The 24,205-nt window shown below is 70.6% G+C and carries 18 protein-coding genes and 1 pseudogene; 18 read left to right on the top strand and 1 reads right to left on the bottom strand.

Annotated features, from left to right (window positions below; translation table 11 throughout):
* The first annotated feature begins 1 nt into the window (after position 1).
* The 7 genes from MUN76_RS05740 (at position 2) to MUN76_RS05710 (ending at position 10,585) form a co-directional block, all read left to right on the top strand.
* Positions 2–1,630 (top strand): ABC transporter substrate-binding protein, encoded by a 1,629-nt coding sequence (locus MUN76_RS05740; protein WP_244687954.1) that lies wholly within the window; start codon positions 2–4, stop codon positions 1,628–1,630.
* 99 nt (positions 1,631–1,729) lie between these two features.
* Positions 1,730–2,683 (top strand): ABC transporter permease, encoded by a 954-nt coding sequence (locus MUN76_RS05735; RefSeq protein ID WP_244687952.1) that lies wholly within the window; start codon positions 1,730–1,732, stop codon positions 2,681–2,683.
* On the top strand, positions 2,683–3,666 hold the full coding sequence (locus MUN76_RS05730; protein WP_244687951.1) for an ABC transporter permease: 984 nt from the start codon (positions 2,683–2,685) through the stop codon (positions 3,664–3,666). The genes MUN76_RS05735 and MUN76_RS05730 overlap by 1 nt, the downstream gene beginning before the upstream one ends.
* Positions 3,663–5,402 (top strand): dipeptide ABC transporter ATP-binding protein, encoded by a 1,740-nt coding sequence (locus MUN76_RS05725; RefSeq protein ID WP_244687949.1) that lies wholly within the window; start codon positions 3,663–3,665, stop codon positions 5,400–5,402. Before MUN76_RS05730 ends, MUN76_RS05725 begins: the two co-directional genes overlap by 4 nt.
* The gene (locus MUN76_RS05720) at positions 5,402–7,108 is read left to right on the top strand and encodes an amidohydrolase (protein ID WP_244688677.1); all 1,707 of its coding nucleotides are present in this window, start codon (positions 5,402–5,404) and stop codon (positions 7,106–7,108) included. Before MUN76_RS05725 ends, MUN76_RS05720 begins: the two co-directional genes overlap by 1 nt.
* A 146-nt stretch (positions 7,109–7,254) precedes the next feature.
* On the top strand, positions 7,255–8,583 hold the full coding sequence (locus MUN76_RS05715) for an amidohydrolase (RefSeq protein WP_283248156.1): 1,329 nt from the start codon (positions 7,255–7,257) through the stop codon (positions 8,581–8,583).
* Between the two features lie 274 nt (positions 8,584–8,857).
* A complete protein-coding gene (locus tag MUN76_RS05710) occupies positions 8,858–10,585 on the top strand; it encodes an ABC-F family ATP-binding cassette domain-containing protein (protein WP_244687945.1) in 1,728 nt (575 codons plus the stop codon).
* A gap of 18 nt (positions 10,586–10,603) precedes the next feature.
* On the opposite strand, the gene MUN76_RS05705 is transcribed toward MUN76_RS05710, so the two are convergent.
* Entirely contained in the window at positions 10,604–10,801 is a 198-nt protein-coding gene (locus MUN76_RS05705) for a hypothetical protein (RefSeq protein ID WP_244687943.1), read from the bottom strand.
* 131 nt (positions 10,802–10,932) lie between these two features.
* Here MUN76_RS05705 and MUN76_RS05700 point away from each other — a divergent pair, with 131 nt between their 5' ends.
* From MUN76_RS05700 to MUN76_RS05650, 11 genes and pseudogenes are all read left to right on the top strand, one after another.
* Entirely contained in the window at positions 10,933–12,912 is a 1,980-nt protein-coding gene (locus tag MUN76_RS05700; protein ID WP_244687941.1) for a BCCT family transporter, read from the top strand.
* Positions 12,913–12,935: 23 nt separating this feature from the next.
* A complete protein-coding gene (glsA, locus tag MUN76_RS05695; protein ID WP_256451807.1) occupies positions 12,936–13,982 on the top strand; it encodes a glutaminase A in 1,047 nt (348 codons plus the stop codon).
* 57 nt (positions 13,983–14,039) lie between these two features.
* Positions 14,040–14,885: a helix-turn-helix domain-containing protein gene (locus tag MUN76_RS05690; RefSeq protein WP_244687939.1), complete on the top strand. Its 846-nt coding sequence runs from the start codon at positions 14,040–14,042 to the stop codon at positions 14,883–14,885.
* A 152-nt stretch (positions 14,886–15,037) separates the two neighbouring features.
* Positions 15,038–16,093, top strand: coding sequence for an ABC transporter substrate-binding protein (locus MUN76_RS05685; RefSeq protein WP_244687937.1), 1,056 nt, complete (start codon positions 15,038–15,040; stop codon positions 16,091–16,093).
* Complete coding sequence (locus MUN76_RS05680) at positions 16,093–17,193, top strand: FecCD family ABC transporter permease (RefSeq protein ID WP_244687935.1); 1,101 nt, start codon at positions 16,093–16,095, stop codon at positions 17,191–17,193. Before MUN76_RS05685 ends, MUN76_RS05680 begins: the two co-directional genes overlap by 1 nt.
* Positions 17,190–18,224, top strand: coding sequence for a FecCD family ABC transporter permease (locus tag MUN76_RS05675; RefSeq protein ID WP_244687933.1), 1,035 nt, complete (start codon positions 17,190–17,192; stop codon positions 18,222–18,224). The genes MUN76_RS05680 and MUN76_RS05675 overlap by 4 nt, the downstream gene beginning before the upstream one ends.
* 11 nt (positions 18,225–18,235) lie before the next feature.
* A pseudogene (locus tag MUN76_RS05670) lies at positions 18,236–19,024 on the top strand (ABC transporter ATP-binding protein).
* Positions 19,021–20,721 (top strand): ABC transporter transmembrane domain-containing protein, encoded by a 1,701-nt coding sequence (locus MUN76_RS05665; protein WP_244687931.1) that lies wholly within the window; start codon positions 19,021–19,023, stop codon positions 20,719–20,721. Before MUN76_RS05670 ends, MUN76_RS05665 begins: the two are co-directional and overlap by 4 nt.
* Positions 20,714–22,594, top strand: a complete 1,881-nt coding sequence (locus MUN76_RS05660; RefSeq protein WP_244687930.1) for an ABC transporter ATP-binding protein — start codon at positions 20,714–20,716, stop codon at positions 22,592–22,594. Before MUN76_RS05665 ends, MUN76_RS05660 begins: the two co-directional genes overlap by 8 nt.
* Complete coding sequence (locus MUN76_RS05655; RefSeq protein ID WP_244687928.1) at positions 22,591–23,481, top strand: siderophore-interacting protein; 891 nt, start codon at positions 22,591–22,593, stop codon at positions 23,479–23,481. Before MUN76_RS05660 ends, MUN76_RS05655 begins: the two co-directional genes overlap by 4 nt.
* A gap of 103 nt (positions 23,482–23,584) precedes the next feature.
* A complete protein-coding gene (locus MUN76_RS05650; protein ID WP_244687926.1) occupies positions 23,585–24,172 on the top strand; it encodes an NADPH-dependent FMN reductase in 588 nt (195 codons plus the stop codon).
* Positions 24,173–24,205 lie beyond the last annotated feature (33 nt).

Raw genomic sequence — 24,205 nt, 5'->3', positions numbered from 1 at the left:
TATGCCCACCCCACACGCCAGTACCCCGGGCGCCCCCGCCCGGCACTCCCGACGCACGGGACGCCGTGTCGCCTCGGCGACCGCGCTCCTCGCCGCAGGTGCGCTGCTGCTCGCCGGCTGCGCCTCGGGCGGTGACTCGGGCGGCGGCGACGCGAGCAAGAACATCGTGAATCTCGTCACCCCCGCGCAGCCCGAGAGCATGGATCCGCAGATCTCGACGGACTCGATCATGGGCGAGATCGCCAGCCCGATCTTCGAGACCCTCGTGACCACGGACGAGAACCTGCAGGTCACGCCGATGCTGGCCGAGTCGTTCGAGGCCAACGCCGACAACACGGAGTACACCTTCGTGCTGCGCGAGGGCGTGACGTTCCAGGACGGCAGCGAGATGGACGCCGACGACGTCGTCGCGTCGATGAACCGCTGGCTGCGCGTCTCCGTGGCCGCGGTCGACGCGTTCGCGGGCGCCGAGTGGACGAAGGTCGACGACCGCACCGTCAAGCTGACGACGGCGTCCCCGAGCTTCCTGCACCTGCTCTACCTCGCCCAGGTCGGCACGGCGTTCCCGGCGGTGCTCCCGCTCGAGGTCGTCGAGAAGGTCGGCGACGCTCCGATCCAGGACGTCGAGGACATCATCGGCACCGGGCCCTACACGTTCGCCGAGTGGGAGGCGGACCAGAAGATCGTGATCGAGAAGTGGGACGACTACCAGTCGGTCGACGCGCCCTCGAGCGGTCGCAGCGGCGCGAAGGACGCGCAGCTCGACCAGGTCGTCTTCAATTTCGTCGCCGACGCCTCGACCCGCACCCTGGGCCTGCAGTCGGGCCAGTACGACGCCACGACCGAGCTGCCCTTCGACAGCCTCGACCAGTTCCAGGACGATCCGAACCTGGTGCTCGACACCTACATGGTCGGCCCGATCAACCTGGTCTATAGCGATGACCCGTCGAGCCCGTTCTCGAACGTGATCAACCGCCAGGCGATCAACACCGGCATCGACCGCGACCCGATCATGCTCGCGGCCGTGGGGTCGGAGGATCTCTACGACCTGGTGCACCACAACATGACCCTCGGCCAGAAGGCCATCTGGGACACCGAGGTCGGCAAGGCCGACTTCAACCAGGCCGATGTGGACGCGGCGAAGGAGATGCTCGCCGAGGGCGGCTACGACGGCAGCCCGGTGGTCGTGCTCGCGAACAAGGACTACTCCGAGGCCTACAATGCCGCGGTCGTGGTGGTCGAGCAACTGAAGGCCATGGGCGTCGAGGCGACGCTCGACGCGTACGAGTGGGGCGCCTTCAGCGAGAAGTACCGCGAGAACCGCGACGAGTGGGACCTCGTGGTCTTCCCGTTCGGTACGGAGCTCGATCCGACGCAGACGATCGGCTTCCTGCCGACGCGCGCCGGCTACTTCGACGGCCCGGAGCTGCAGGCGCTGCTCGCGAAGTTCCGCAGCGCCCCCACGCAGGCGGACGCCAGCGCGATCTACGATGAGATGCAGGAGTGGATCGAGGAGACCCGGCCCATGACCCGCATCGGCGACGCGCACAACGTGTACGCCGCGAACAAGGATCTGGAGCTGCCCTGGTTCGAGGGCCGCTTCGTCTGGTGGAACGCCCACTGGAAGTAGTCGTGCCACACCCCGGTGCGCGCCCGTGTCGTTGACACCAGCGCGCCCCGGGGCCCTGCACTGCCCCTCCACCCCGCCCGCTCGACGACCGGAAGTCCGATGCTCAGATTCATCCTCCGCAGACTGCTCAGCCTGATCCCCGTGCTGTTCGTGGTGTCCGTGGTGATCTTCTCGCTCATCCACCTGACCCCGGGCGATCCGGCGCGCCGCATCCTGGGGGAGAAGGCCTCGGACGAGGCCGTCGCCGCCCTGCACGCGAGCATGGGCCTCGACGCCCCCGTCGTCATCCAGTACCTGAACTGGGTCGGGGGTGTCTTCACCGGCAACCTCGGCAACTCCTACTTCCTGAACAAGACCGTGGTCGAGGCGATCGGCGACAACGCCGTGCCGACGATCCAGCTCGCGATCATCGCGATGCTCGTCGCCGTGCTGCTGGCCGTGCCCTTCGGCACGATCGCGGCCCGCTACCGCGACGGCGCCATCGACCGCTCCGTCACCGCCTTCACCCTCATCGGCATGACCGTGCCGAGCTTCGTGCTCGCACTCGCCATGATGCTGATCTTCGGGCTCAGCCTGCGGTGGCTGCCGATCTCGGGCTACATCAACCCCTTCGAGGACCTCGGGGAGGGGCTGCGGACCCTCCTCATGCCCGGCATCGCACTCGGCGCCATCACCGCGGCCCTCATCGCCCGGACCACGCGGGCCTCCGTGCTCGACGTGCTGAACGCGGACTACATCGACGCCGCCCGCTCGCGCGGGGTCACCGAGAAGCGGCTGCTCTTCGCGCACACCATCAAAAACGCCAGCCTGCCGGTGCTCACGATCGTCGGGCTCTCGCTCGGCTCGCTCGTCACCGGCGCCGCGGTCACCGAGACGATCTTCAACATCCCAGGGCTCGGACAGCTCCTCATCAACGCCATCTCCCGCCGCGACTATCCGGTGATCCAGGGGGTCATCCTCTTCATCACGCTCATCTACCTGCTCACCAACCTGCTCATCGACCTGCTCTACGGGATCGTCGATCCACGGGTCCGCGTCGGAAAGGCTCGCTAATGCCCCGCTCTGAGTCGCCGGCACCCGACGTGCCGAGCACCCACACGATCTCGATGCGCCCCGCGACCGCGTACCGGCGCGAAAGCCTCTGGCAGCGCATGCTCGGGAACACCCAGCTGATGGTCGGCACCCTCATCATCCTCGTGATCGTGGTCGTGTCGTACGTGATTCCGCCGCTCCTCCACCTCGACCCGCTCGCGGTCGATCCGGTGAACCGACTCGCGCCCCCGTCGGGGGAGCACATCTTCGGCACCGACCCCTTCGGGCGCGATCTGTTCGCCCGCATCGTCTCGGGCGCCTCGACCTCGCTGATCGTCGGGTTCGTGGTAGCCGCGGTGAGCGGGGTGCTCGGCACCATCATCGGGGTCGCCGCGGTGTTCAACAGCGCCCTCGACGCGGTACTCATGCGCATCTGCGACGGCCTGATGGCGATCCCGGCGATCCTGCTCGCGGTCGCGCTCGCCGCAGCCCTCGGGCCGAGCGTGACGAACCTGATCATCGCGCTCACCATCGTCTACACCCCGGGGCTCGCGCGCCTCGTGCGGTCCCGGGCGCTGGCGATCACGCAGGAGACGTTCGTCACCGCGAGCACCATGCAGGGCGCGGGCATGTTCCACATCATGTGGAAGCACATCCTGCCGAACACCCTCTCGGTGCTCGTGGTGCAGAGCACGTTCACCTTCGCGGAGTCGGTCATCACGGAGGCCGCCATGAGTTTCCTCGGGGCCGGCGTGCCCGCGCCCCAGGCCAGCTGGGGCAACATCCTCTACGACGGCAAAGCCGTGATCATGCAGTCGCCGCAGATGATCGTGCTCACGAGCATCTTCCTCATCGTGACCGTGCTGGCGCTCAACATGATCGGCGATGGCCTCCGCGACCTGGTCGACCAGCGCTCGCGAGCCCTGCTCGGCAAGCCCGGCATCTTCGCCCGCCTGTTCAGCACGATCGGTCCGCGCACCGTGGGAAAGGACACCCGCCGATGACCACGCACACGACCGAGCCGCTGCCGATCCGGATCGAGCGCCTCACGCTCGACATCGATACGCCGCAGGGCACCGTGCACGCGGTCACCGGGGTGAGCCTCGAGCTGCGCCCGCGCGAGATCCTCGCGGTGGTGGGCGAGTCGGGATCGGGCAAGACGCTGACCGCGCGCGCCGTGCTCGGCCTGCTGCCGCCGCGCACGACCACCGGTGGAGCCGTGCTGCTCTCCGGCACCGACGTGCTCACCGCCGATGCGAAGTCCCTGCGCGCGATGCGGGGCAGCGAGGCGGCGATGATCTTCCAGGAGCCGTCGACGGCCCTGAACCCGGTGTTCCGCGTGGGGTGGCAGATCGAGGAGGGCCTCCGCGCCCACGGCATGAGCCGCAAGGCCGAGCGGCGCCGGGTGGCGATCGACATGCTCCGCGCGGTCGGGATCCCGGACCCCGAGGTGCGCATCGACCACTACCCGCACCAGTTCTCCGGCGGGCAGAAGCAGCGCATCGTCATCGCGATGGCGCTCGCGCTGCGCCCCGAGGTGATCATCGCCGATGAGCCGACCACCGCGCTCGACGTCACGGTGCAGGCGGAGATCCTGCAGCTCCTGCGCGAGTGCCGGGATCGATTCGGCGCGTCGATCCTGCTCATCACGCACAACATGGGGGTCGTCGCCGACCTCGCCGACCGGGTCGCCGTGATGTACCGCGGCGATCTCGTCGAGGAAGCGCCGGTCGAGGAGCTCTTCCGCGCGCCCCGCGAGACCTACACGCAGGAGTTGCTCGCGGCCGTGCCGCGTCTCGGCAGCGGCCGCCAGGCCGGCGAGCGCACCGAGGTCCGCGTGGCTGAAGACCTCGAGATCGCGCCGGGCGAACCCGCGGCGGCCGACGCGTCCCCCGCGACCGTGCGGGTGGCCGACCTCGACATCGTCTACCGCTCCGGATTCGGCACGGACCCGGTGCACGCGGTGCGCTCGGTCAGTCTCGACATCGCTCCGGGTGAGGTCGTGGGGCTTGTCGGCGAGTCGGGATCCGGCAAGTCGACGATCGGCCGCGCGATCGGCGGCCTCGAACCCATCGCGAGCGGCACCCTCGAGGTGTTCGGGGAGGATCTCCGGAAGCTGCGCGGGCGTCGGCTGCGCGACCTCCGGCGCCGGATCGGGTTCGTGTTCCAGGATCCCGCGGCGTCGTTCAACTCGTTCATGACGGTCGAGGAGTGCATCGCCGAGCCGATGGGGATCCACCGCCTGCCGGGCGGCAAGGCCGCGTACCGGCGCCGCGCCGCCGAGCTGCTCGACGCGGTGGAGCTGCCCGCCTCGTACGCGCACCGCTACCCGTTCGAGCTCTCCGGTGGCCAGCGCCAGCGCGTCGGCCTCGCCCGAGCGCTCGCGCTCTCACCCGAACTGGTGATCGCCGACGAGCCGACCAGCGCGCTCGACGTCTCGGTGCAGGCCCGGGTGCTCGATCTGTTCGGGGCGCTGCAGCGCGAACTGGGCTTCGCATCGCTCTTCATCAGCCACGACCTCGCCGTCGTGGAGATGCTCGCGGACCGTGTGGGCGTGCTGTGCCAGGGGGAGCTCGTGGAGCTGGGCGAGACGGAGGCGGTGCTGCACGCACCTCGCCACCCGTACACGCAGCGCCTCATCGCCGCCGTGCCGGTGCCCGATCCCGAGATCCAGCGGCTCCGTCGCGAGCAGGCGGGCTCCGCGACCTCGCCGATCCTGATGCCGGAGGAGGCGCGGTGATGCGGCAGGGCGCGACCGCCGCGTCGCCGTTCGACCCCGCGGCCGTCCGTGCCGACCTCGTGCTGCTCGCCGGGCGCGTGCGCACCGGGCTCCCACGCGACGAGTCGCGGTCCGCGGACCCGGTCGGCGCCGACGTCGTGCCGACCGCGGTGGCCGTGAGCGGACGTCGCATCGTCGCCGTCGGTACCCGTGAGGACGCTGCGGCGTGGGACACGCGCGACGCCGAGGTGATCGAGCTCGGCGACGCGACCGTCACGGCCGGGTTCGTCGACGCGCACGTGCACCCGCTCTCGGGTGCGGAGTCGCGCCACCGGGCCCTCATGCTGCACGACTGCACCACGGTCGAGCAGGTGGCCGAGCGCATCGCGACGTTCGCGGCGGATCGCGGGCCCGACGAGTGGATCCGCGGCTTCGGGCTCTCCTTCGACATGTTCGTGGGCGCCGAGGTCAGCAACGCCCCGTTCGAGCGCGCATTCGGCGGCCGCCCCGGCTACCTGCTGCTCTTCGACGGCCACTCGGTCATCGCGAGCGACCGTGCGCTGGAGCTCGCGGGCATCGACGGGCCGCGCGACTTCGGCAACAACTCGTCGATCGAGGTCGATGCCGACGGTCGGCCGACCGGGTACCTCATCGAGAGCGACGCCGAGATGCTCGTCACCGAACTCTACCCCCGCATGCCATTCGCGCAGCGGGTCGCCGCGGTGCGCGACAAGCTCGTGGAGTTCGCGGCCAGCGGCTACACCTCGCTGCACCAGATGAACATGGAGGCCGGGGATCTCGACGTGCTGCGCGCCTTGGAGACGGAGGGAGAGTTGCCGGTGCGGATCCGGGTCTCGCCGATCTGGCGGGCGACCGACCCATGGGCGGAGACGCTGCAGCGCATGATCGCGCTGCAGGGCGTCGGCGGTCGGCGGTGGCGGGTCGAGGGTGTGAAGTTCATGCTCGACGGCAGCATCGACAACGGCTCCGCCTGGCTGTTCGACGCCGACACGCGCGGAGGCGGACTCGAGCCGTACTGGGTGCCGAGCGACACGTTCACGCGTACGATCCACGCGCTCTCGGAGAGCGGGGTGCCGACGGCGACGCACGCGATCGGCGACCGCGCGGTCGAGTTCGTGCTCGACACCGTGGCGTCGATCCCGAATCGAGCACCGCATGCAGCCCGGGCCAGCCGGGTGACGCACCGCATCGAGCACATCGAGACGATCCCGGATCACCTGATCCCTCGCTTCGCGGAGCTCGGGGTGCCCGCGAGCATGCAGCCGATCCACGCGTTCGCGCAGCGGCCCGACGGGCGCGACATGTGGACGACGCTCCTCGGGCGCGACTCCGAGCGTGCGCGGCACGGCTGGCGCATCGCCGACCTCGATGCCGCGGGCGCCTGCGTGGCGCTCGGCTCGGACTGGCCCGTCGAGGAGTTCGATGCGCGGCACGTGTTCGCCGCAAACGTCACCCGGCGACGGCACGGCAGTGCGGCCCCGGCCGTCGACCCGCACCAGGCCCTCCCGCCGGAGCGCACCCTCGCAGCGCTCACCCGTAATTGCTGGGACGCGATCGATCGCCCGGGGGAGGGGATGGTCGCCGTGGGGGCGCTCGCCGACCTCGCCGTCTTCGCCGACGACCCGGTGACGAGCGACCCCGACCGCTTCGCCGACACCGCCGTGCTGCTCACCGTGGTGAACGGGCGCGTCGCCCACCGCGCATGATCCGGAGGATCGAGCACGCGCGGTGCCTCGGGTCAAACGCGCTGGTTTCCATTGTCATTGCCGAAGATGGAACGATCGCCGAGGTCACTGTCGAGGGCGGGGCCGGTGCGGTCGGTGTATCCGGTGAGCTTCATGCTGCCGACACCATCGACGCCGCCGGACGGATCGTGACGTCCGGCCTGTGGGACGAGCACGTGCACTTCGGGCAGTGGGCGCAGCAGGCCTCACGGCTCGACTGCGGCGACTTGACGGACCCCGACGCCGTGCTCGAGCGGGTTCGGAGCGCGTGCGTCGACGGCGCGACCGAGGTGATCGCCGTGCGCGTGCGGGGCAGCGCCTGGGGACGGTCGCTCACCCGCGAACGGCTCGATGCCGCAGGCGGCGCGGTGCCCGTGGTGCTGATCGGGATCGATCTGCACGGCGCCTGGCTGAACACCGCCGCATTGCGCCGGTACGGTCACGACCCGGCCGGATCGTCGCACGTCGTCGAGGACGACTGCTTCGCGCTCGTGCGCGAACTCGATCGCATCTCCGACGCAGAACTCGATGTCCGCGTTGCCGACGCCGCGGCGGCCGCGGCCGCGCGAGGGGTCGTGGGGATCGTCGACTTCGAAATGCGCTGGGGCATCGAGGACTGGGTGCGCCGCGAGCGCTCGGGGTTCGACACGCTCCGCGTCGAGACCGCGGTCTATCCGCAGCACCTCGACCGGGCGATCGCCGAGGGCCTGCGCACCGGCGACGCCCTCGGAACGGGCGGTCGGCTGCGCGTCGGACCGCTGAAGATCATCACCGACGGGTCGCTCGGCACGCACACCGCCTGGTGCTGCGACCCGTACCCCGACGGTGACCACGGCCGCTCGCTCGTCGGGCCGGACGATCTCATCGCCCTGCTCGGGCGGGCGCGCGACGCCGGTTTCTCCGCGGCCGTGCACGCGATCGGCGATCGGGCGGGAGCCGCCGCGCTCGACGCCTTCGACGCCGTCGGTGTCGGCGGGCGGATCGAGCACGCGCAGTTGCTCCGCACTGCGGACCTCGCCCGGTTCGCCCGGCTCGGCGTCGAGGCGAGTGTGCAGCCGGAGCACCTCCTCGACGATCGTGAGGCCGTCGCCCGGCTGTGGCCGGGCCGAGCCGAGCGGACGTTCCCGTTCGCGTCCCTCTTGCGCAGCGGCGCCCGGCTCCGCTTCGGCTCCGACGCGCCGGTCGCGCCGCTCGATCCCTGGCGCGGGATCGCCGCCGCTGTGCACCGGTCGCTGCCCGGCGAGGCCGCGTGGGTGCCCGCGGAGCGGATCGGTGTCGAGGAGGCGCTGCGCTCGAGCATGCGGGGGTCGGTGCGACCGGCAGTCGGCGCCCCGGCGGATCTGATCCTGCTCGATCAGGATCCGCTGCGGGTCGAGCCCGCGGCGCTCACCGCGGTCGAGGTCGCTGCGACACTCGTCGGCGGTCACCTCACGCACGTGGCCCCCGGGGTGCGCTGAGGGGCTCGCGCTGCCTCGATCCCGCCGCGCCCGCGCCCCGCGGCCCGCACCGCCCTTGCGGCCCCGCCCGGGCGCACGTACGCTGGTGACGTGCAACAACTGACCTACCTCTAACGGCCGAGCAGGCCTTCCGCGCTCGTCGACGCCCCTGTGCGCGTCCGAGTCGGCGGCGGCCGCCTGCTCCAGGTCCCTCCGGGATCGCCGTTCGGTATGCCACCGGGTGTGCGAGGCACCTGCCTCGACGCGCCGCGGTGCAGTGTCATGAAGGACTCGTATGTTCACCCCCGCACCTCACTCTTCGGCGCGCCACAACGCGCAACTCATCGCCTCTGACCTCTCGATCATCCGCGGCGGCACCCGGATCCTCGACCGGGTCAGCCTCACGATCACGCCGACCTCCCGCGTCGCCCTCGTCGGCGAGAACGGACAGGGCAAATCGACCCTGCTCCACGCGCTCGCGGGCGAGCTTCCTCCGGACGCGGGAACGGTGCAGCGGATCGGCTCGCTCGGCCTCGCCGAGCAGGAGATGCCCGCGAACGATGGGCGCACGGTGGGCGACGCCGTCGCGGACGCGATCGCACCGTCCGTCGCCGCGCTCGCGGAACTCGATCGTGCCGCACTCGGGCTCACGGCGGGCTCGGAGCCGGACGCGGCGGCCGCCGAACACGGCCCGGACGCCGCAGCGCACGCCTACGCGGAAGCGCTCGAGCGCGCCGAGCAGCTCGACGCCTGGGACGCCGAGCGCCGCGTGCAGATCGCGCTCGAGGCGCTCGACGCGGTGTCGGAGCGGGCGCGCCCGCTCGCGGAGCTCTCCGTCGGACAGCGATACCGGGTGCGGCTCGCCTGCCTGCTCGGCGCGACGGACGACTTCCTGCTGCTCGACGAACCGACGAACCACCTCGATCGCAGCGGCCTCGATTTCTTGACCGCCGAGCTGCGGCGCCGGGCAGGCGGGATCGTCGTGGTCACCCACGATCGCGCGCTCCTCGCCGATCTCGCGGAGACCATCGTCGACCTCGATCCCACGCACGACGGCACGGTGCGGATCACCGGCGCGGGTTACACCGGCTACCGGGAGAGTCGTGCGGCCGAGCGCGAGCGCTGGGAGCAGGCGTACGCGCGGCAGCAGGCCGAGCAGACGCGGTTGCAGGACAGCCTGTCCGCGGCGCAGAACCGGCTCGAATCGGGGTGGCGCCCCGAGAAGGGCACGAACAAACACGGGCGGGCGACGCGGGCCGGCGGACTGGTGCAGAGCGTGCACCGGCGTCAGGATCAGCTCGACGCGCTCGCGGTGCGTGTGCCGGTGCCGCCGCTGCGGTTCCGATTCCCCGAGATCACGGCCCGGGCGAGCGGCGCGCTGCTCGAGGTCGAGGAGGTGCGGGCCGAGGGTCGGCTCGATGCGCCCGTGTCGTTTGCTCTTTCGCGGGGCGACCGCCTGCTCGTGACCGGGCCGAACGGCGCGGGCAAGTCGACGCTGCTCCGGATCGCGTCCGGGGATCTCGCGCCGAGCGACGGTCGGGTGCGCCGCGCGGCTGAGGCTCGGCTCGCGCTGCTCGCCCAGGAATCGGAGCTGCCCCTCGACCGGTCCGCCGCGGAGGTCTTCGCGGTGCATCTCGAGCGTGTCTCGGCTGCAAGATCGGCTGCAAGATCGGCTGCAGGATCGGCTACAGGATCGGCACCGGGTACGGCTGCGGGATCGGCCGGGGCCCTGCACGCCCCGTCGCTTGCGCAGCTCGGATTGCTGCGACCCGCCGAGGCGAACCGGCGGGTCGGTGAGCTGTCGATGGGGCAGCAGCGCCGGCTCGACCTGGCGCTCGTGCTCGCCGCGCGGCCGCACGTGCTGCTGCTCGACGAGCCGACCAATCACCTTTCGATCGCGCTCGTCGACGAGTTGACCGAGGCGCTTGGCGCGACCGAGGCGGCGGTGGTGGTGTCGACGCACGACCGGCAACTGTTGCGCGACGCTGCGGACTGGCAGCGGCTCCCACTGGCGGGCCGCTGACGGGTCGCTGACGGGAAGTCAGTCGACCGCTTCTCCCTGCGTGCGAATGAACTCCCGATCCTCGGGCGTCAACCGGGTGTCGGGGTCGACGGGCTCGCCCGTCAGCTGGCGGATCTCCTCCGCGACGGCAGCCGGAATGCTGCCGTCGCGAGAGGCCTCCAGCGCATGCTTGGCGTCGATGGTCAGGTGCGGCCACCACTCATGGATCTCCGGCATGGGTGCTTCTCCTGTTCACTCGTACTGGCCTCCAGTCTGACGTGCTCGGGAGGCACTGGGCAGCGCCTTGACAGCCCCGGTTCCGACCGGGAAGATCCCTGTTCCGCTCGCACCCTGTCACACTGGAACGCGTGAACAGTCAAGAGGGATCCGGAACCGAGCCCACCCGCACGCCCCCGAGCGCCGCCCGTCCCGGGGGCCGGGCCGCCGATGTCGCCCGGCACATCGCGCGCGGGATCAAAGGGATCGCGCCCTCCGGAGTGCACCCGGCGTTGATCCCCGGCGTGGGCGTCGAGCAGACGCGGCGCACCTACCGCACCGACTGGCTGGTCTTCGGGGTCGCCGCGGCGTTCACCGTGGTGTTCATCGGCTGGGGGGTGATCGACGGCGACAGCCTCTCGACCACCGCGCAGTCGACGCTGAACTGGATCATCGAGTACACGGGGGTGTTCTTCACCTCAGTGGCGACGGCGATCCTGCTGTTCATGCTCTTCCTCGGGGTGAGTAAGTACGGCAGGATCCGCCTCGGTCGCGACGACGAGGAGCCGGAGTTCTCGATGTTCTCCTGGATCTCCATGCTGTTCGCCGCCGGCATGGGGATCGGCCTCGTGTTCTGGGGCGCCGCCGAGCCCCTGACGTTCTTCGAGTCCCCGCCCCCGGGCACGGTCGAGGGCGGCACCCTCGAGGCGATGCAGACCGCGCAGGCCCAGGTGCTCTACCACTGGGGCCCGCAGGCCTGGTCGTTCTACGCGCTCGTCGGGGTCGCAATCGCGTACGGCTCCTTCCGCCGCGGGCGCACCCCGCTCATCTCCTCGGTCTTCGCACCGCTGCTGGGGGAGCGCAAGACGACCGGACCGCTCGGCAAGACGATCGACATCTTCTCAATCCTGGTCACCCTGTTCGGTACCGCGGCGTCACTCGGCCTCGGCGCACTGCAGATCGGGCACGGCGTCGAGATCGTCGCCGGTATCGGCCAGGTCGGCAACGGGGTGCTCATCGCGGTGATCGCGGTGCTCACGGCGTGCTTCATCGCGTCGGCCGCGTCGGGGGTATCGAAGGGGATCCAGGCGCTGTCGAACATCAACTCGGTCGCGGCGATCGTGCTCTCCCTCTTCGTCTTCTTCGTCGGCCCGACCCTGCTGATCATGAACATGATCCCGACCATCGCGTTCGAGTTCATCAACGACCTGCCGCAGATGATGGGCCGATCGAGTGCGCAGGGCGAGGCGACCGAGCAGTTCCTCGCGAGCTGGACCATCTTCTACTGGGCCTGGTGGATCTCGTGGTCGCCGTTCGTCGGCATGTTCATCGCGAAGATCTCGCGCGGCCGCACGATCCGCCAGTTCGTGCTCGTGGTGATCCTCGTGCCCTCGCTCATCTCCCTCGTGTGGTTCGCGATCTACGGCACGACGGCGATCGACCAGCAGATGCGCGGGGCCGATCTGCCGACGTCGCCTCCCGAGAACGTGCTCTTCGGGGTGCTCGGCAATCTGCCGCTCACTGAGATCACGAACATCGTGCTGATGCTCCTGATCGCGATCTTCTTCGTCACCGGCGCCGACTCCGCGTCGCTCGTGATGGGCACGATGTCGCAGCAGGGGCGACCGACTCCGCAGCGCTGGGTCACGATCATCTGGGGTACGCTCGTCGGGTTCATCGCCGCGGTGCTGCTCGTCTCCGGGGAGGAGGGGAGCGGGCTGCGAGCGTTGCAGAACGTGACGATCATCGCCGCGCTGCCGTTCGCGGTGATCCTGGTGCTCATGATGGTCGCGCTAATGAAGGACCTGCGCCGCGACCCCCTCATCTTGCGCGACCAGTACGCCCGGCAGGCGATCCGGCACAGCGTGCGCACCGGGCTCGAGGAGTACGGCGACGACTTCGCGCTGATCCCGACCGAGTACGACCACTCGCGCGACGATCACCCGTGGATCGACGAGCCGACGGACGAGACCTTCGTCGAGGTGTTCGAGACCGCGGCCCTGCCGACGATCGACGAGCACCAGGACGGCACGGCGCCCGGTGCCGAGGAAGCGACGGAGGAGGCGGAGGCGTTCGCCGACGTCGACGAGGCGATCGCGGACGAGCGTGGTGAGGAGACTCCCCACCGCTGACCCGCACTGACTACGCTGAGGGCATGACGGCGCACCCCGAGAATCCGGTTCCCTCCTCGCACGAGCCCGAGCTGGGGCACCCCGACGAGAGTGTCGTCTCGACGGGGCACCTGCCGAGCGCGGAGTTCGTCCGCGAGATCATGCGTGAGACGCATGCCCGCTACGCCGGGCTCACGGACGGCGCGGTCGCCGATTACATCCCGAAGCTGGCGGAGGCGGATCCCGACTGGTTCGGCATCAGCCTGGCGTCGGCGACGGGCCGATCCTTCAGCGTCGGCGACGCGCAGCAGGAGTTCTCGATCCAGTCGATCTCGAAAGCCTTCGTGTACGCGCTCGTCTGCGAGAGCCTGGGTCACGACCTGATGCGCGAGCGGATCGGCGTGAACAACACGGGGCTGCCGTTCAACTCGGTGATGGCGATCGAGCTCAACGGCGGCCACACGATGAACCCGATGGTGAATGCCGGAGCGCTCGCCACCACCGGGCTCGTGCCGGGCGACTCCTGGGAGGAGAAGTGGGACTACATCCACCGCGGACTCTCGGCGTTCGCCGGCCGTGACCTGGAGCTCGACGAGGAGGTCTTCGCCTCGGAGATGGAGACGAACCTGCGCAACATGGGCATCGCCCGGCTGCTGCAGAGCTACGGGCACATCTCGATCGACCCGATGCGGGTCACGGAGCTCTACACCCGGCAGTGCTCGCTGCGCGTGACGACGGAGGACCTCGCGCGCATGGGCGCCACCCTCGCCGACGGCGGCACGAACCCCGTGACGGGGGCGGAGGTCGTGAGCCCGGCGGTGAGCCGCGACGTGCTCGCGGTCATGGCGACGACCGGGATGTACGAGGCGAGCGGGGATTGGCTGTTCGAGGTCGGCATGCCCGGGAAGAGCGGGGTGGCGGGCGGGATCGTCACGATCGCGCCGGGCAAGGGCAGTCTCGCCACGTTCTCGCCGCCGCTCGACGCGGCCGGGAACAGCGTGCGCGGGATCCGGGCCACCCGCCACCTCTCGCACATGCTCGGCCTGAACCTCTTCTCCTCAACGGCCCAGCCCGGCACCGCCGCGGTATAGTGCCTCGCGCCCCGCGGTCCGGGATCGGAGCGCACCCCCTGGTACGCTATTCATCTGATGAATTCGTATCGGCAGGTGGATTGGGAGGCCAGCGGGGTGCACCCCTCTTCGGTGGTCGCCCCCTACCTCATGGGGACCGGGGTCGTCGCGAGTAATGATTCTCACCCCACCCGCCCGCTGTCGCCGCCCCACAGCCACCCCGATCCCATGCTCGCGTGGTGCTACCGCGGCACCGTGTGGGTGTATCTGCAGGATGCGATGTGGCGGCTCGCGCCGGGCCAGGGGATCTGGATCCCGGCCGGCACCCCGCACACCGCGCTTCACGAACGCGACTCGACGGGGTGCTACACCTACGTACCCGACGCCTCGCTCGCGACCTCGATCGACGAGGTCACCCGCGTGCTCGTGCCTCGAGCGGTGCAGGAGATGATGCTGCACCTCGGCGTCAATGACATGGAGGACGGGCTGAGGATCCGGATCCAGGCGGTCCTGATCGAGATGCTGCAGCAGACCGTGCCCGATCCGGTGGAGGACCGCGCCGAGGTGCCGCTGCCCGGCGACGAGCGGGTGAGCGGGCTCGTACAGGCGGTCCTCGACGAGCCCGGCGACCCCCGCACCGCTCGCGAGCTGTTCGCCGCGCACGGCCTCCACGAGCGGAGTGTGCTGCGCGTCTTCAGCAACGACATCGGCATGAGCTTCGGACAGTGGCGCACCGGCGTGCGCATGACGGTCGCGGCCCGGATGATGGTGGACGGCACCCCCATCGGGGCCGCGGGCAGCAAATGCGGATATGCCTCGACGAGCGCGTTCTCGGCGGCCTTCAAGGAGCGCTTCGGCATGACGCCTCGCCGATACGTGGCCCGCGCGCAGGCCGACCACGCTCGCGACGACTACTGGCGATAGGTCAGATGAATGTCGGGATCTCGGCAAAAGTCGTCCCTTTGACGACACATACGGGCCGGTTCTCGTCCTAGCATCGTTCTGTTAGGTGAGGCTTCCCTAATCGCATGCCGTGTCGTCGCGGCCCCATTCCCACTCTTCTCGATCGGAGAACCATGTCGCAGACCTCTGTGCGCCCTCGGGCGCGACGCGTGTCCGGGCTCGCCGCCCTGCTCGCCGCCACCGCCCTCGTGCTGACGGGCTGCGGCGCATCCGGCCTGGACGCCGAGAGCGCCGCCGCCGCGGACGGGGTCGTCATCGAGCACGGCCACGGTTCCACCACCATCACCGAGAAGCCGAAGCGGATCGTCGCGCTCGGCTGGATGACCCCCGACATCGTCGCCGCCCTCGGCGAAAACCCGGTCGGTATCGAAGAGGTCTGGGGTGCGGGCGAGAGCGGCTACCAGCCGTGGTTCGAGGAGTTCGTCACTGCCGAGTACGGCGAGACCCCCGAGATCATCCCGTACGCCGAGGAAGGCCCGAACTACGAGGCGATCAAGGAGCTCGAGCCGGATCTGATCCTCGGCCTCTACACGGGCATCTCCGACATCGAGTACGAGCGCCTGAGCGAGATCGCCCCGACCGTGCCCTACATCGAGGCCCCCTGGGATCCGAGCACCTGGGAGGACATGACCCGCACGGTCGGCGCGGCCATGTGGGAGAACGAGAAGGCCGAGGAGCTGGTCTCGGAAACCGAGGAGCTCGTGACCTCCCTCGCGGACGCCCACCCCGAATTCGACGGCAAGAGTTTCGTCTGGGGCCTGACGCTGAACGAGGGCGGCACCGATCTCGGGGTCTACCTCGAGTACGACCCGCGCGTGCGGATCACCGAGTCGCTCGGGTTCGAGTCCACCTCCGCCATGGACAGCTTCCTCGCGACCGCGGAAGGCGACAACTGGTACACCGGCGTCAGCCTGGAGAACCTGTACGACGTCGACGCCGAGCTGTTCGCCGCCTGGGGCGCCAGCGTCGCCGAGGGCGAGTACACGGTGCAGAACAAGGTGGTCTCGCGCTGGCAGCCGATCGAGGCGGGCTCGTACGTGATCTACGCGAACGACGCCGAGGCCTCGGCGATCAGCGCGCCGACCGTGCTGTCGCTGCAGTACATCCTGCCGACGTACGTCGAGGATCTCGCCGCGGCGCTCGCCGGCGAACCGACCATCGCCGGATAGTGACCGAACCCGCGCCGCGCACCGACTGGGGAGGACGCCCCGCCCGGGCGATCCTCCCGCGCGGTCGCGGCGTGCTCCGGAGCGGCGGGCCGGGCACGACCCGGCACGGTGCTCGCACCATCGGATTGCTCGTCGCGGGCGCCTGCCTGGTGCTGGCCACGATCGCCTCCCTCGCGGTCGGGAGCCGCGCGATCGACCCGGCGACGGTGATCACCGCGATCACCGCCACGGACGACGCGAACCCCCTGCACCTCCTGGTGCTCGAGCTGCGCGTGCCGCGCACGGTCCTCGGGATCCTGGTCGGCGCCGCGCTCGCGGTGTGCGGCGCGCTCATCCAAGCCTTCACACGCAACCCGCTCGCCGACCCCGGAATCCTCGGAGTGAACGCGGGGGCCTCGTTCGCCGTCACCTTCGCCGTGGGGGTGCTCGGGCTCACGACGCCGGGGGGCTACGTGCCCTTCGCCCTAGCCGGGGCGTTCGTGCTCACCGTGCTCGTCTACGCCCTCGGATCCTTCGGGTCGTCCGGCGCAACGCCCATGAAGTTGACCCTCGCGGGGGTCGCCCTCGGGGCCGCGTTCACCGGGTTCACCACGGCCATCGTGCTGCAGAATCACAGCACCCTGCAGGTCATGCGTTTCTGGGGTGTCGGATCGGTCGGAGGCCGCACGCTCGATCAGCTCCAGTGGGCCCTTCCGCTCATCGCCGCGGGACTGCTCATCGGGCTCGGCTGCGCGCGCTCCCTGAACGCCCTCGCGCTCGGTGACGACCTCGCGCAGGCGCTCGGCGCTCGCATCCGCATCACCCGTATCCTCGTGATCGTCGCCGTGACGCTGCTGGCGGGCACGTGCGTCGCGGCGGCCGGTCCGATCGCGTTCGTCGGCATCATGATCCCGCACATGGTGCGCTGGTTCACGGGGCCCGACCAGCGCTGGGTGCTCGCGTACTCGATGGTCATCGGGCCCGTCTTCCTCCTCCTCGCCGACGTCCTTGGACGCGTGGTGCTCCCGAACGGTGAACTGCGGGTCGGGATCGTCACGGGCATCCTCGGCGCACCCGTGCTCATCGCGCTCGTGCGGCGTCGGCAGGTGAGCGGTCTGTGAACGCTCGCCGCACCCTCCGAATCGACACCCCCTGGGTCTCCGGCCGCATCCCGGTACGCTCGGTGGTCGTCTCACTCGTGCTCGCGGGGGTGATCATCGCCGCCGGGGCCGCGACGATGACGATCGGGGCCTACGACGTGAGCGTCGTCGAGGTGCTCCGCGCGCTCGTCGACCCGAGCACCGACATCGACACCCGCCAGGTCGTCTTCGAATGGCGCCTGCCGCGGGTGCTCTTCGCAATGCTCTGCGGCGCGGCGCTGGCGCTGTCGGGCGGCATCTTCCAGTCGCTCACTCGCAACCCGCTCGGGTCGCCCGACATCATCGGGTTCGGCATCGGCGCCCAGTTCGGCGTCACCCTCACCATGATCGTGCTGGAGCTGAACACGTACCTGTTCAAGGCGGCGGGCGCGCTCGTCGGCGGGCTCATCACCGCACTGGTCGTGTACTTCCTGGCGATGAAGCACACGATGTCGTCGTTCCGCCTCATCATCGTCGGCATCGGCGTTTCGGCCGGCCTCGGCTCGCTGACGTCCTGGATCCTCATCTCCGTCAGCGTCGAGAAGGCGATGATGGCCGCGACCTGGGGCGCGGGATCCCTCGCGTCGCTCGGCTTCGATCAGCTCCTGCCCGCGGCCGCCGTGTTCGCGCTCGTGGTGCTCTTCGCCGTGCCGCTGCACCGCACCCTCCCGGTACTCGAGATGGGCGACGACGCGGCGACGGCGCTCGGCGTGAGTCCGGCGCGCACCAGCCTCTCCGCCATGGTGATCGGGGTCGCGCTCGTCGCGCTCGTGACCGCGGCGGCGGGCCCCATGTCGTTCATCGCGCTCGCTGCGCCGCAGATCTCCCAGCGGCTCACGCGCTCGAACACCCCCATGGGTCTCGTTCCGGTCATGCTCACCGGGGCCGCGCTGGTCGTCGCCTCCGACGGTGTCGCCCAGCTGCTCCTGGTGCCTGTCGGGGTCGTCACGGTGTCGATCGGCGGGCTCTACCTGGCGTGGCTGCTCGCGGCCCAGTACGGACGTCGCTCATGAAAGGAACCCGCATGACCGCATCGCTCGTCGCACGCGACATCACACTGAGCTACGGGGACACCCGCATCATCTCCGATCTCACCCTCGAGGTGCCGGATCGCTCATTTACGATCATCATCGGCCCGAACGCCTGCGGCAAGTAGACCCTGCTGCGCGGCTTCGCCCGGCTGCTCCGCCCGAGTTCGGGAGCGGTCCTGCTCGATGGCGAGGAGCTGCATCGCCGGAAGCCGAAGGAAGTGGCCCGGAAGCTCGGGCTGCTGCCGCAGAGCTCCATCGCGCCGGACGGCATCACGGTCGCCGACCTCGTCGGGCGCGGGCGCTTTCCCCACCAGAATGCGATGCGCACCTGGAGTCGCGAAGACGAGCACGCGGTTGCGGAGGCGATGGCGGCGACGTCGATCACCGATCTCGCCGCGCGCCTGGTCGACGAACTCTCGGGCGGCCAGCGCCAGCGCGTCTGGGTGGCGATGGCTCTGGCGCAGCAGACCGGCCACCTGCTGCTCGACGAACCGACCACGTTCCTCGACATCGCGCACCAGATCGACCTGCTCGAGCTCTTCGCCGACCTCCACCGCAGCGGCACCACCCTGGTCGCCGTGCTCCACGACCTGAACCATGCCGCTCGCTACGCCACGCACCTCGTCGCGATGCGCGACGGCGCGATCGTTGCGCAGGGCGACCCCCGAGAGGTCATCACCGAGGAACTGGTCGAGGCCGTCTACGATCTGCCGTGCCGGGTCATCACGGATCCCGTCTCCGGGACCCCGCTGGTGCTGCCGCTCGGGCGGAGGACCCCGTGACCGTCACCCCTGGCACCCTGTTCCGCATCGCACTCGCGGGGGAGCGTCGGGGGACGGCGCTCGCCGCGGCGACGCTGCTGCTCGTCCTGCACGCCCTCTCCGAGGCCGCGATCCCGGTGATGATCGGTCTCACCATCGACCGCGCCGTGCTGCCCCGCGACCCCGCCGATCTCGTGCTGTGGCTGGGATTGCTGCTCGGGGTCTTCCTCGTGCTCACGACCTCGTACCAGACCGCGTCGCGGCTCATGGTGTCGGTCTACGGTCACGGGGAGCAGGCGCTGCGGCACCTCACGTTGTCGCGTATGCTGCGACCGCGGCTCTCCCGGCTGCCGCTCTCGGCGGGTGAGGCGCTCACCTACGCGACCTCCGACACGTACCGGGTTGCGGGGGTCGCCTGGTCGGTGGCGCAGCAGTGCGCGACGCTCGCGGCGATCCTCGGATCGGGGCTGGCGATGCTCGTTATCTCGCCCGTCGCGACCGCCGTGGTCTTCGGAGCGACCATCGCCATGATGGCGGTGATGCGCGCGGTCTCGCGGCCGCTCGAACGGCGAGGCCTCGTCGAGCAGCGAGCCGCGACCGAGGCTGGCGCCGTCGCGGCCGACTTCATGACCGGGTTCCGCGTGCTCGTCGGAATCGGCGCGCGCCGCGAGGCGGTGCGGCGATACGAGACCGCGAGTGATCGGTCGCGCATCGCCGCAACCGCGGCCGCCCGCACACTCGCCGGGTACGAAGCGGTGAGCGCGATCCTCGCGGCGGTGACCATCACCGGGCTCGCGGGGGTCTCCGCCTGGTTCGCCGCGGACGGCCAGATCGGCATCGGCGAGCTCGTGACGGTGCTCGGGCTCGCCCAGTTCGTGAGCGGCTCGCTCGCGTTCGCGGGCTCGTTCCCGTCGAACTGGATCCACAAGCTGGCCTCGGCGAAGCGGCTCGCCGAGGTCATCAACGCGGGAGATCTGATCGAGGCTCCGACCGCGCCGACCCCGGGGCCTGCGAGCGACCGGGAGCGCTCGGGCGTGCTGTCGTTCCAGGTCGGGGCGGGCGACCGCATCGACGTACGACGGGGCGAACTCGTGGGAATCCGGCCCACCGACCGCGACGCCGCCCGCGCCCTGTCCGACCGACTCGGGTTGCGGATCCCCGTCGACCCCGGCGCCGTATCGCTCGAGGTCGACGGTGTGCACCGCGACGTCCGAGAGCTCGATCCGAGTGCCGTGCGCGCCCGGGTGGTCGCGATGCCACACCACCACACCATGATGAGCGGCACGCTCCGCGATGCGATCGGGGGCCCGCAGCGGGACCGGCACCCGGGGAGGCCCGAGGATCGGACGGACCCCGACGGCATCGACACGACCGCCGTGCGTGCCGCGGCCCTCCACGACACGGTCGATGAGATCGGCGGCTGGGATGCCGAGGTGGGGGAGGCCGGGCGCCGGCTCTCGGGCGGGCAGCGCCAGCGGATCGGGCTCGCGCGAGGACTGCACGCGGGTGCGGAGGTGCTCGTGCTCGACGAGCCGACCTCGGCCGTCGACGCGATCACCGAGGCCCGTGTCGCCGCGGGTCTCGCGGAGCACGACGGCACCGTGGTGGTCATCACGTCGTCACCGGTGCTGCTCGCGGCCTGCGACCGCGTCGTCGACCTGCGGTCGGCCGGGGCGGAGGTCGGGGCGGCGGCCAGGGCGGAGTCCGGGCATGACTGACCCGATCGCCGGCACCACCCTGCCCATCGCCAGCGCATCCGAGGTGCGGCGAACCCTGGCGCGCCTGCTGCGCCGGCATCGCGCGCGGACCGCACTCGTGGCGGTGCTCTTCCTCGGAGCATCCGGGCTCGGCCTCGTGCTCCCGCTCTGCCTGGGCCGCATCGTCGATGCGGTGTCGACCGGGGCGGGCACGCCGACCATGGCGGCCTGGGTCGGCGGGGTGGCGCTCGGTGCCATCAGCGCCGCGCTCGTCGCGCTCTGGGGTGCGCGGATGCTCGCGGGGCTGGTGCAGGACGTGCTCGCGGGATTGCGCGAGGACGTCTTCTCCGCAGCGATGCGACTCCCGGTGAGCACGATCGACGACGGCGAGAGCGCCGACCTGCTCTCGCGCGTCACCGGCGACGTCGATGCGGTCGCCGAAGCCGGTGGTTCGGTCGTGCCGACCCTGCTCTCCGCCGGGTTCGCCGTGGTCGTGTCGCTCGGGGCGCTCACGGCGCTGAACCCCTGGCTCGCCCTCGCCGGGGTGGCCTGCCTGCCCTTCTACGTGCTCGGCACCCGGGCGTTCCTCCGCCGCTCGCGCGTCGTGTTCCGCGAGATGCGCGCTCGCGAGGCATCGCGGAGCCAGGCGGTCATGGAGGCGGTGTCGGGTCGCGACACCCTGACCGCACTGAACGAGCAGAGCCACGCGCTGCGCAGGGTCGAGGATCGCGCCGCGGCATCGATCCGGATCCAGATCGACGCCGTGCGCGTGCGCAATCGCCTGTTCCGCTGGATCAACGGCGGGGAGGCGGTCGGACTGATCGCCCTGCTCGCCACGGGATTCGTCCTGGTGTCATCCGAGGCGATCTCCGTCGGGATGGCGACCGCGGCCGCACTCGTGTTCCATCGGCTCTTCGACCCCATCGGGCAACTGATCTTCGGGCTCGACGACATCCAGCGGGCCACGATCGGGCTCGCGCGACTCGTCGGGGTCATCGAACTGGCGCCGTCCCGCCCCCCTGCGGACGTGCCCGCGGCCGGTGCGCCCGTCGGCGTCACGGTCGACGACGTCGCCTTCCGCTACGCGACGACCGGCCGGGGCCTGTCCGGCATCTCGCTGCGCGTTGATCACGGCACCACAGTGGCCTTCGTCGGGAGCTCGGGATCGGGCAAGAGTACGCTCGCGCGAGTGATCGCCGGGCACCATCCGCCCGACACCGGCACAGTGCGTCTCGATCACGACACAGCGCCGTATTACATCTCGCAGGAACTGCATCAGTTCCGCGGGGGGATCGCCGAGAATCTGCGACTCGCGGCGCCCGGGGCGAGCGACCGGGATCTCGCAGAGGTGCTGCGGGCCGTCGGCGCCGACTGGGCGCTCGCGGGGGACGCCGCCGATCCCGCCGCCGATCTCACCGCCGCATCCAGTCCCGAGCACTCGCTCGACGAGGGCCGAATCCAGCAGCTCGCGATCGCGCGTGCGCTGCTCGCGGACGCCCCCGTCGTGATCCTCGACGAGGCGACCGCCGATGTCGGGCTCCAGCACCGCGACGCCGTCGAACGGGCGATCGAGGTGCTCCGTCGCGACCGGACCACGATCCTCATCGCGCATCGGCTCCAGTCGGTGTCGAACGCCGACCGGATCTTCGTGCTCCAGGGCGGCGAGATCGTGCAGCAAGGGACGCATGACGGGCTGCGCGCCCGCGCCGGGGCCTACCGAGAATTCTGGGACGCGCACTCGGCCTCCGCGCCGCACCCGCCGGATCCTGCACTGAGCCCCGGTGCCGACCCAGATCCAGATCCGCGCCACGAACCGCACTCCGACCATTCCCCCGAACCGCACTCCGACCGGGTCTCCGGTCCGTGCCCAGACCCCGAAACGGAGACCCCGTGAAGATCCACCGCGGCACTGTCACCCGCGTCACCCCGCTCACCGCCACGCTCACCCGGGTCACCCTGGGGGGTGACGGCATCGCCGACTTCCTGAGCACGGGCATCGGCGACGAGTACGTGCGCGTCTTCTTCCCGCACGGCGACGACCCCACCGACGTCTCGTTGCCGGTCCCGGACGGTGACTGGTGGGCGACGCCCGAGGGTGCACCGGACGCTCCGATGCGCACGTACACGATCCGGGAGGCGCGCCCGGCAGCGGGGGAGATCGACATCGACTTCGTGCTCCACGACGCCGGGGTCGCTGGTCCCTGGGCCGCGCGGGCCGCTCCGGGGCACGTGCTCGGCCTCAACTCGCCGACGGGCCTCTACGATCCACCGCCGGGCACGACCTGGCAAGTGCTCGTGGCCGATCTCACCGGGTTGCCGGCCGCGGCGCGCATCGCTGCCGCAGTGCCGCCCGGGGTGCTGACACGGGTGGTGCTTGAGGTCGCGACGGAGGCGGATCGCGTTCCGCTCGAGTTCGGAGCGGACGTTGACGTGACGTGGGTGATCGGCGGCAACGGCCACGGCCCGAGCACGCTCGGCCAGATCGTGCGCACCATTGTGGACGCGCGACTGCCGCTGGACGAGGGCTACATCTGGGTCGCGGGGGAGACCGTCGCGCTCCGCGATGTGCGCAAGTACGTGCGTCGGGAGCTCGGCTTGCCCGCGACCCACTTCAAGGTCGTCGGGTACTGGACCCCGATCGTCGACTGGGAGTCGAAGTACGCGGCGCTGCCCGCGTCCGTGCAGCGGGAACTCGACGCGATCTGGTCCGAGAGTGACGGTGCCGAACCCGAGGACGTCCAGGTGCGCTTCGAATCGCGGCTTGATCAGCTCGGGCTGTGATCGGCGCGCCGCGAAACTCGTCGGAATAGTTGCAGCTACAAGCATGTTGGGCTGTGCAGGGAGCATCCTCCCGCATTCGCATCACGAAAGGCACGCACTGGACATGGCACGTATCGGCATCATCATCGGCAGCACCCGTCCCGGACGCAACGGCGCCGCCGTCGCCCAGTGGATCGCCGAGCGCGCGCAGCAGCGCGACTCCGCGGAGTACGAGCTCATCGACCTCGCCGACTTCGGCCTGCCGCACCTCGACGAGGCCCTGCCGTCGGCCATGGGCCAGTACGAGCACGCGCACACCCAGCGCTGGGCCGAGACGGTCGCGCGCTTCGACGGCTTCATCTTCGTGACGCCCGAGTACAACCACTCCACCTCCGGTGCTCTGAAGGACGCGATCGACTTCCTCGGTTCCGAGTGGCATAACAAGGCCGCCGGCTTCGTCGGATACGGCGTCTACGGGGGCGTGCGGGCGATCGAGCACCTGCGGCTCGTGCTGTCGCAGCTGCAGGTCGCGACCGTGAGCGCCGCGGCGACGTTCAACCTCATGACCGACTTCGAGAACATGAGCAGCTTCCAGCCGGCCGAGTACCACGGCCCGTCGGTCACCGCGCTCTTCGATCAGGTCGAGGCCTGGTCCGAGGCGCTCATCGAGGTGCGCGGCGGCGGCGCTGCTGAGGAGCGCGCCGCGGCCTGATCCGGAGGCGGGGCGGAGCCCGCAGGCCGCGTG

It is taken from the genome of Leucobacter rhizosphaerae, from assembly GCF_022919175.1.
GTDB classification, from domain to species: domain Bacteria; phylum Actinomycetota; class Actinomycetes; order Actinomycetales; family Microbacteriaceae; genus Leucobacter; species Leucobacter rhizosphaerae.
This window is presented reverse-complemented; position numbering and strand designations above follow the sequence as displayed.

What these genes read in the sequence shown, in the direction of transcription:
- MUN76_RS05740 (WP_244687954.1), top strand. Translation starts at nt 2, where the DNA reads ATGCCCACCCCACACGCCAGTACCCCGGGCGCCCCCGCCCGGCACTCC.
- MUN76_RS05735 (WP_244687952.1), top strand. Translation starts at nt 1,730, where the DNA reads ATGCTCAGATTCATCCTCCGCAGACTGCTCAGCCTGATCCCCGTGCTG.
- MUN76_RS05730 (WP_244687951.1), top strand. Translation starts at nt 2,683, where the DNA reads ATGCCCCGCTCTGAGTCGCCGGCACCCGACGTGCCGAGCACCCACACG.
- MUN76_RS05725 (WP_244687949.1), top strand. Translation starts at nt 3,663, where the DNA reads ATGACCACGCACACGACCGAGCCGCTGCCGATCCGGATCGAGCGCCTC.
- MUN76_RS05720 (WP_244688677.1), top strand. Translation starts at nt 5,402, where the DNA reads ATGCGGCAGGGCGCGACCGCCGCGTCGCCGTTCGACCCCGCGGCCGTC.
- MUN76_RS05710 (WP_244687945.1), top strand. Translation starts at nt 8,858, where the DNA reads ATGTTCACCCCCGCACCTCACTCTTCGGCGCGCCACAACGCGCAACTC.
- MUN76_RS05705 (WP_244687943.1), bottom strand. Translation starts at nt 10,801, where the DNA reads ATGCCGGAGATCCATGAGTGGTGGCCGCACCTGACCATCGACGCCAAG.
- glsA (WP_256451807.1), top strand. Translation starts at nt 12,936, where the DNA reads ATGACGGCGCACCCCGAGAATCCGGTTCCCTCCTCGCACGAGCCCGAG.
- MUN76_RS05690 (WP_244687939.1), top strand. Translation starts at nt 14,040, where the DNA reads ATGAATTCGTATCGGCAGGTGGATTGGGAGGCCAGCGGGGTGCACCCC.
- MUN76_RS05685 (WP_244687937.1), top strand. Translation starts at nt 15,038, where the DNA reads ATGTCGCAGACCTCTGTGCGCCCTCGGGCGCGACGCGTGTCCGGGCTC.
- MUN76_RS05660 (WP_244687930.1), top strand. Translation starts at nt 20,714, where the DNA reads ATGACTGACCCGATCGCCGGCACCACCCTGCCCATCGCCAGCGCATCC.
- MUN76_RS05650 (WP_244687926.1), top strand. Translation starts at nt 23,585, where the DNA reads ATGGCACGTATCGGCATCATCATCGGCAGCACCCGTCCCGGACGCAAC.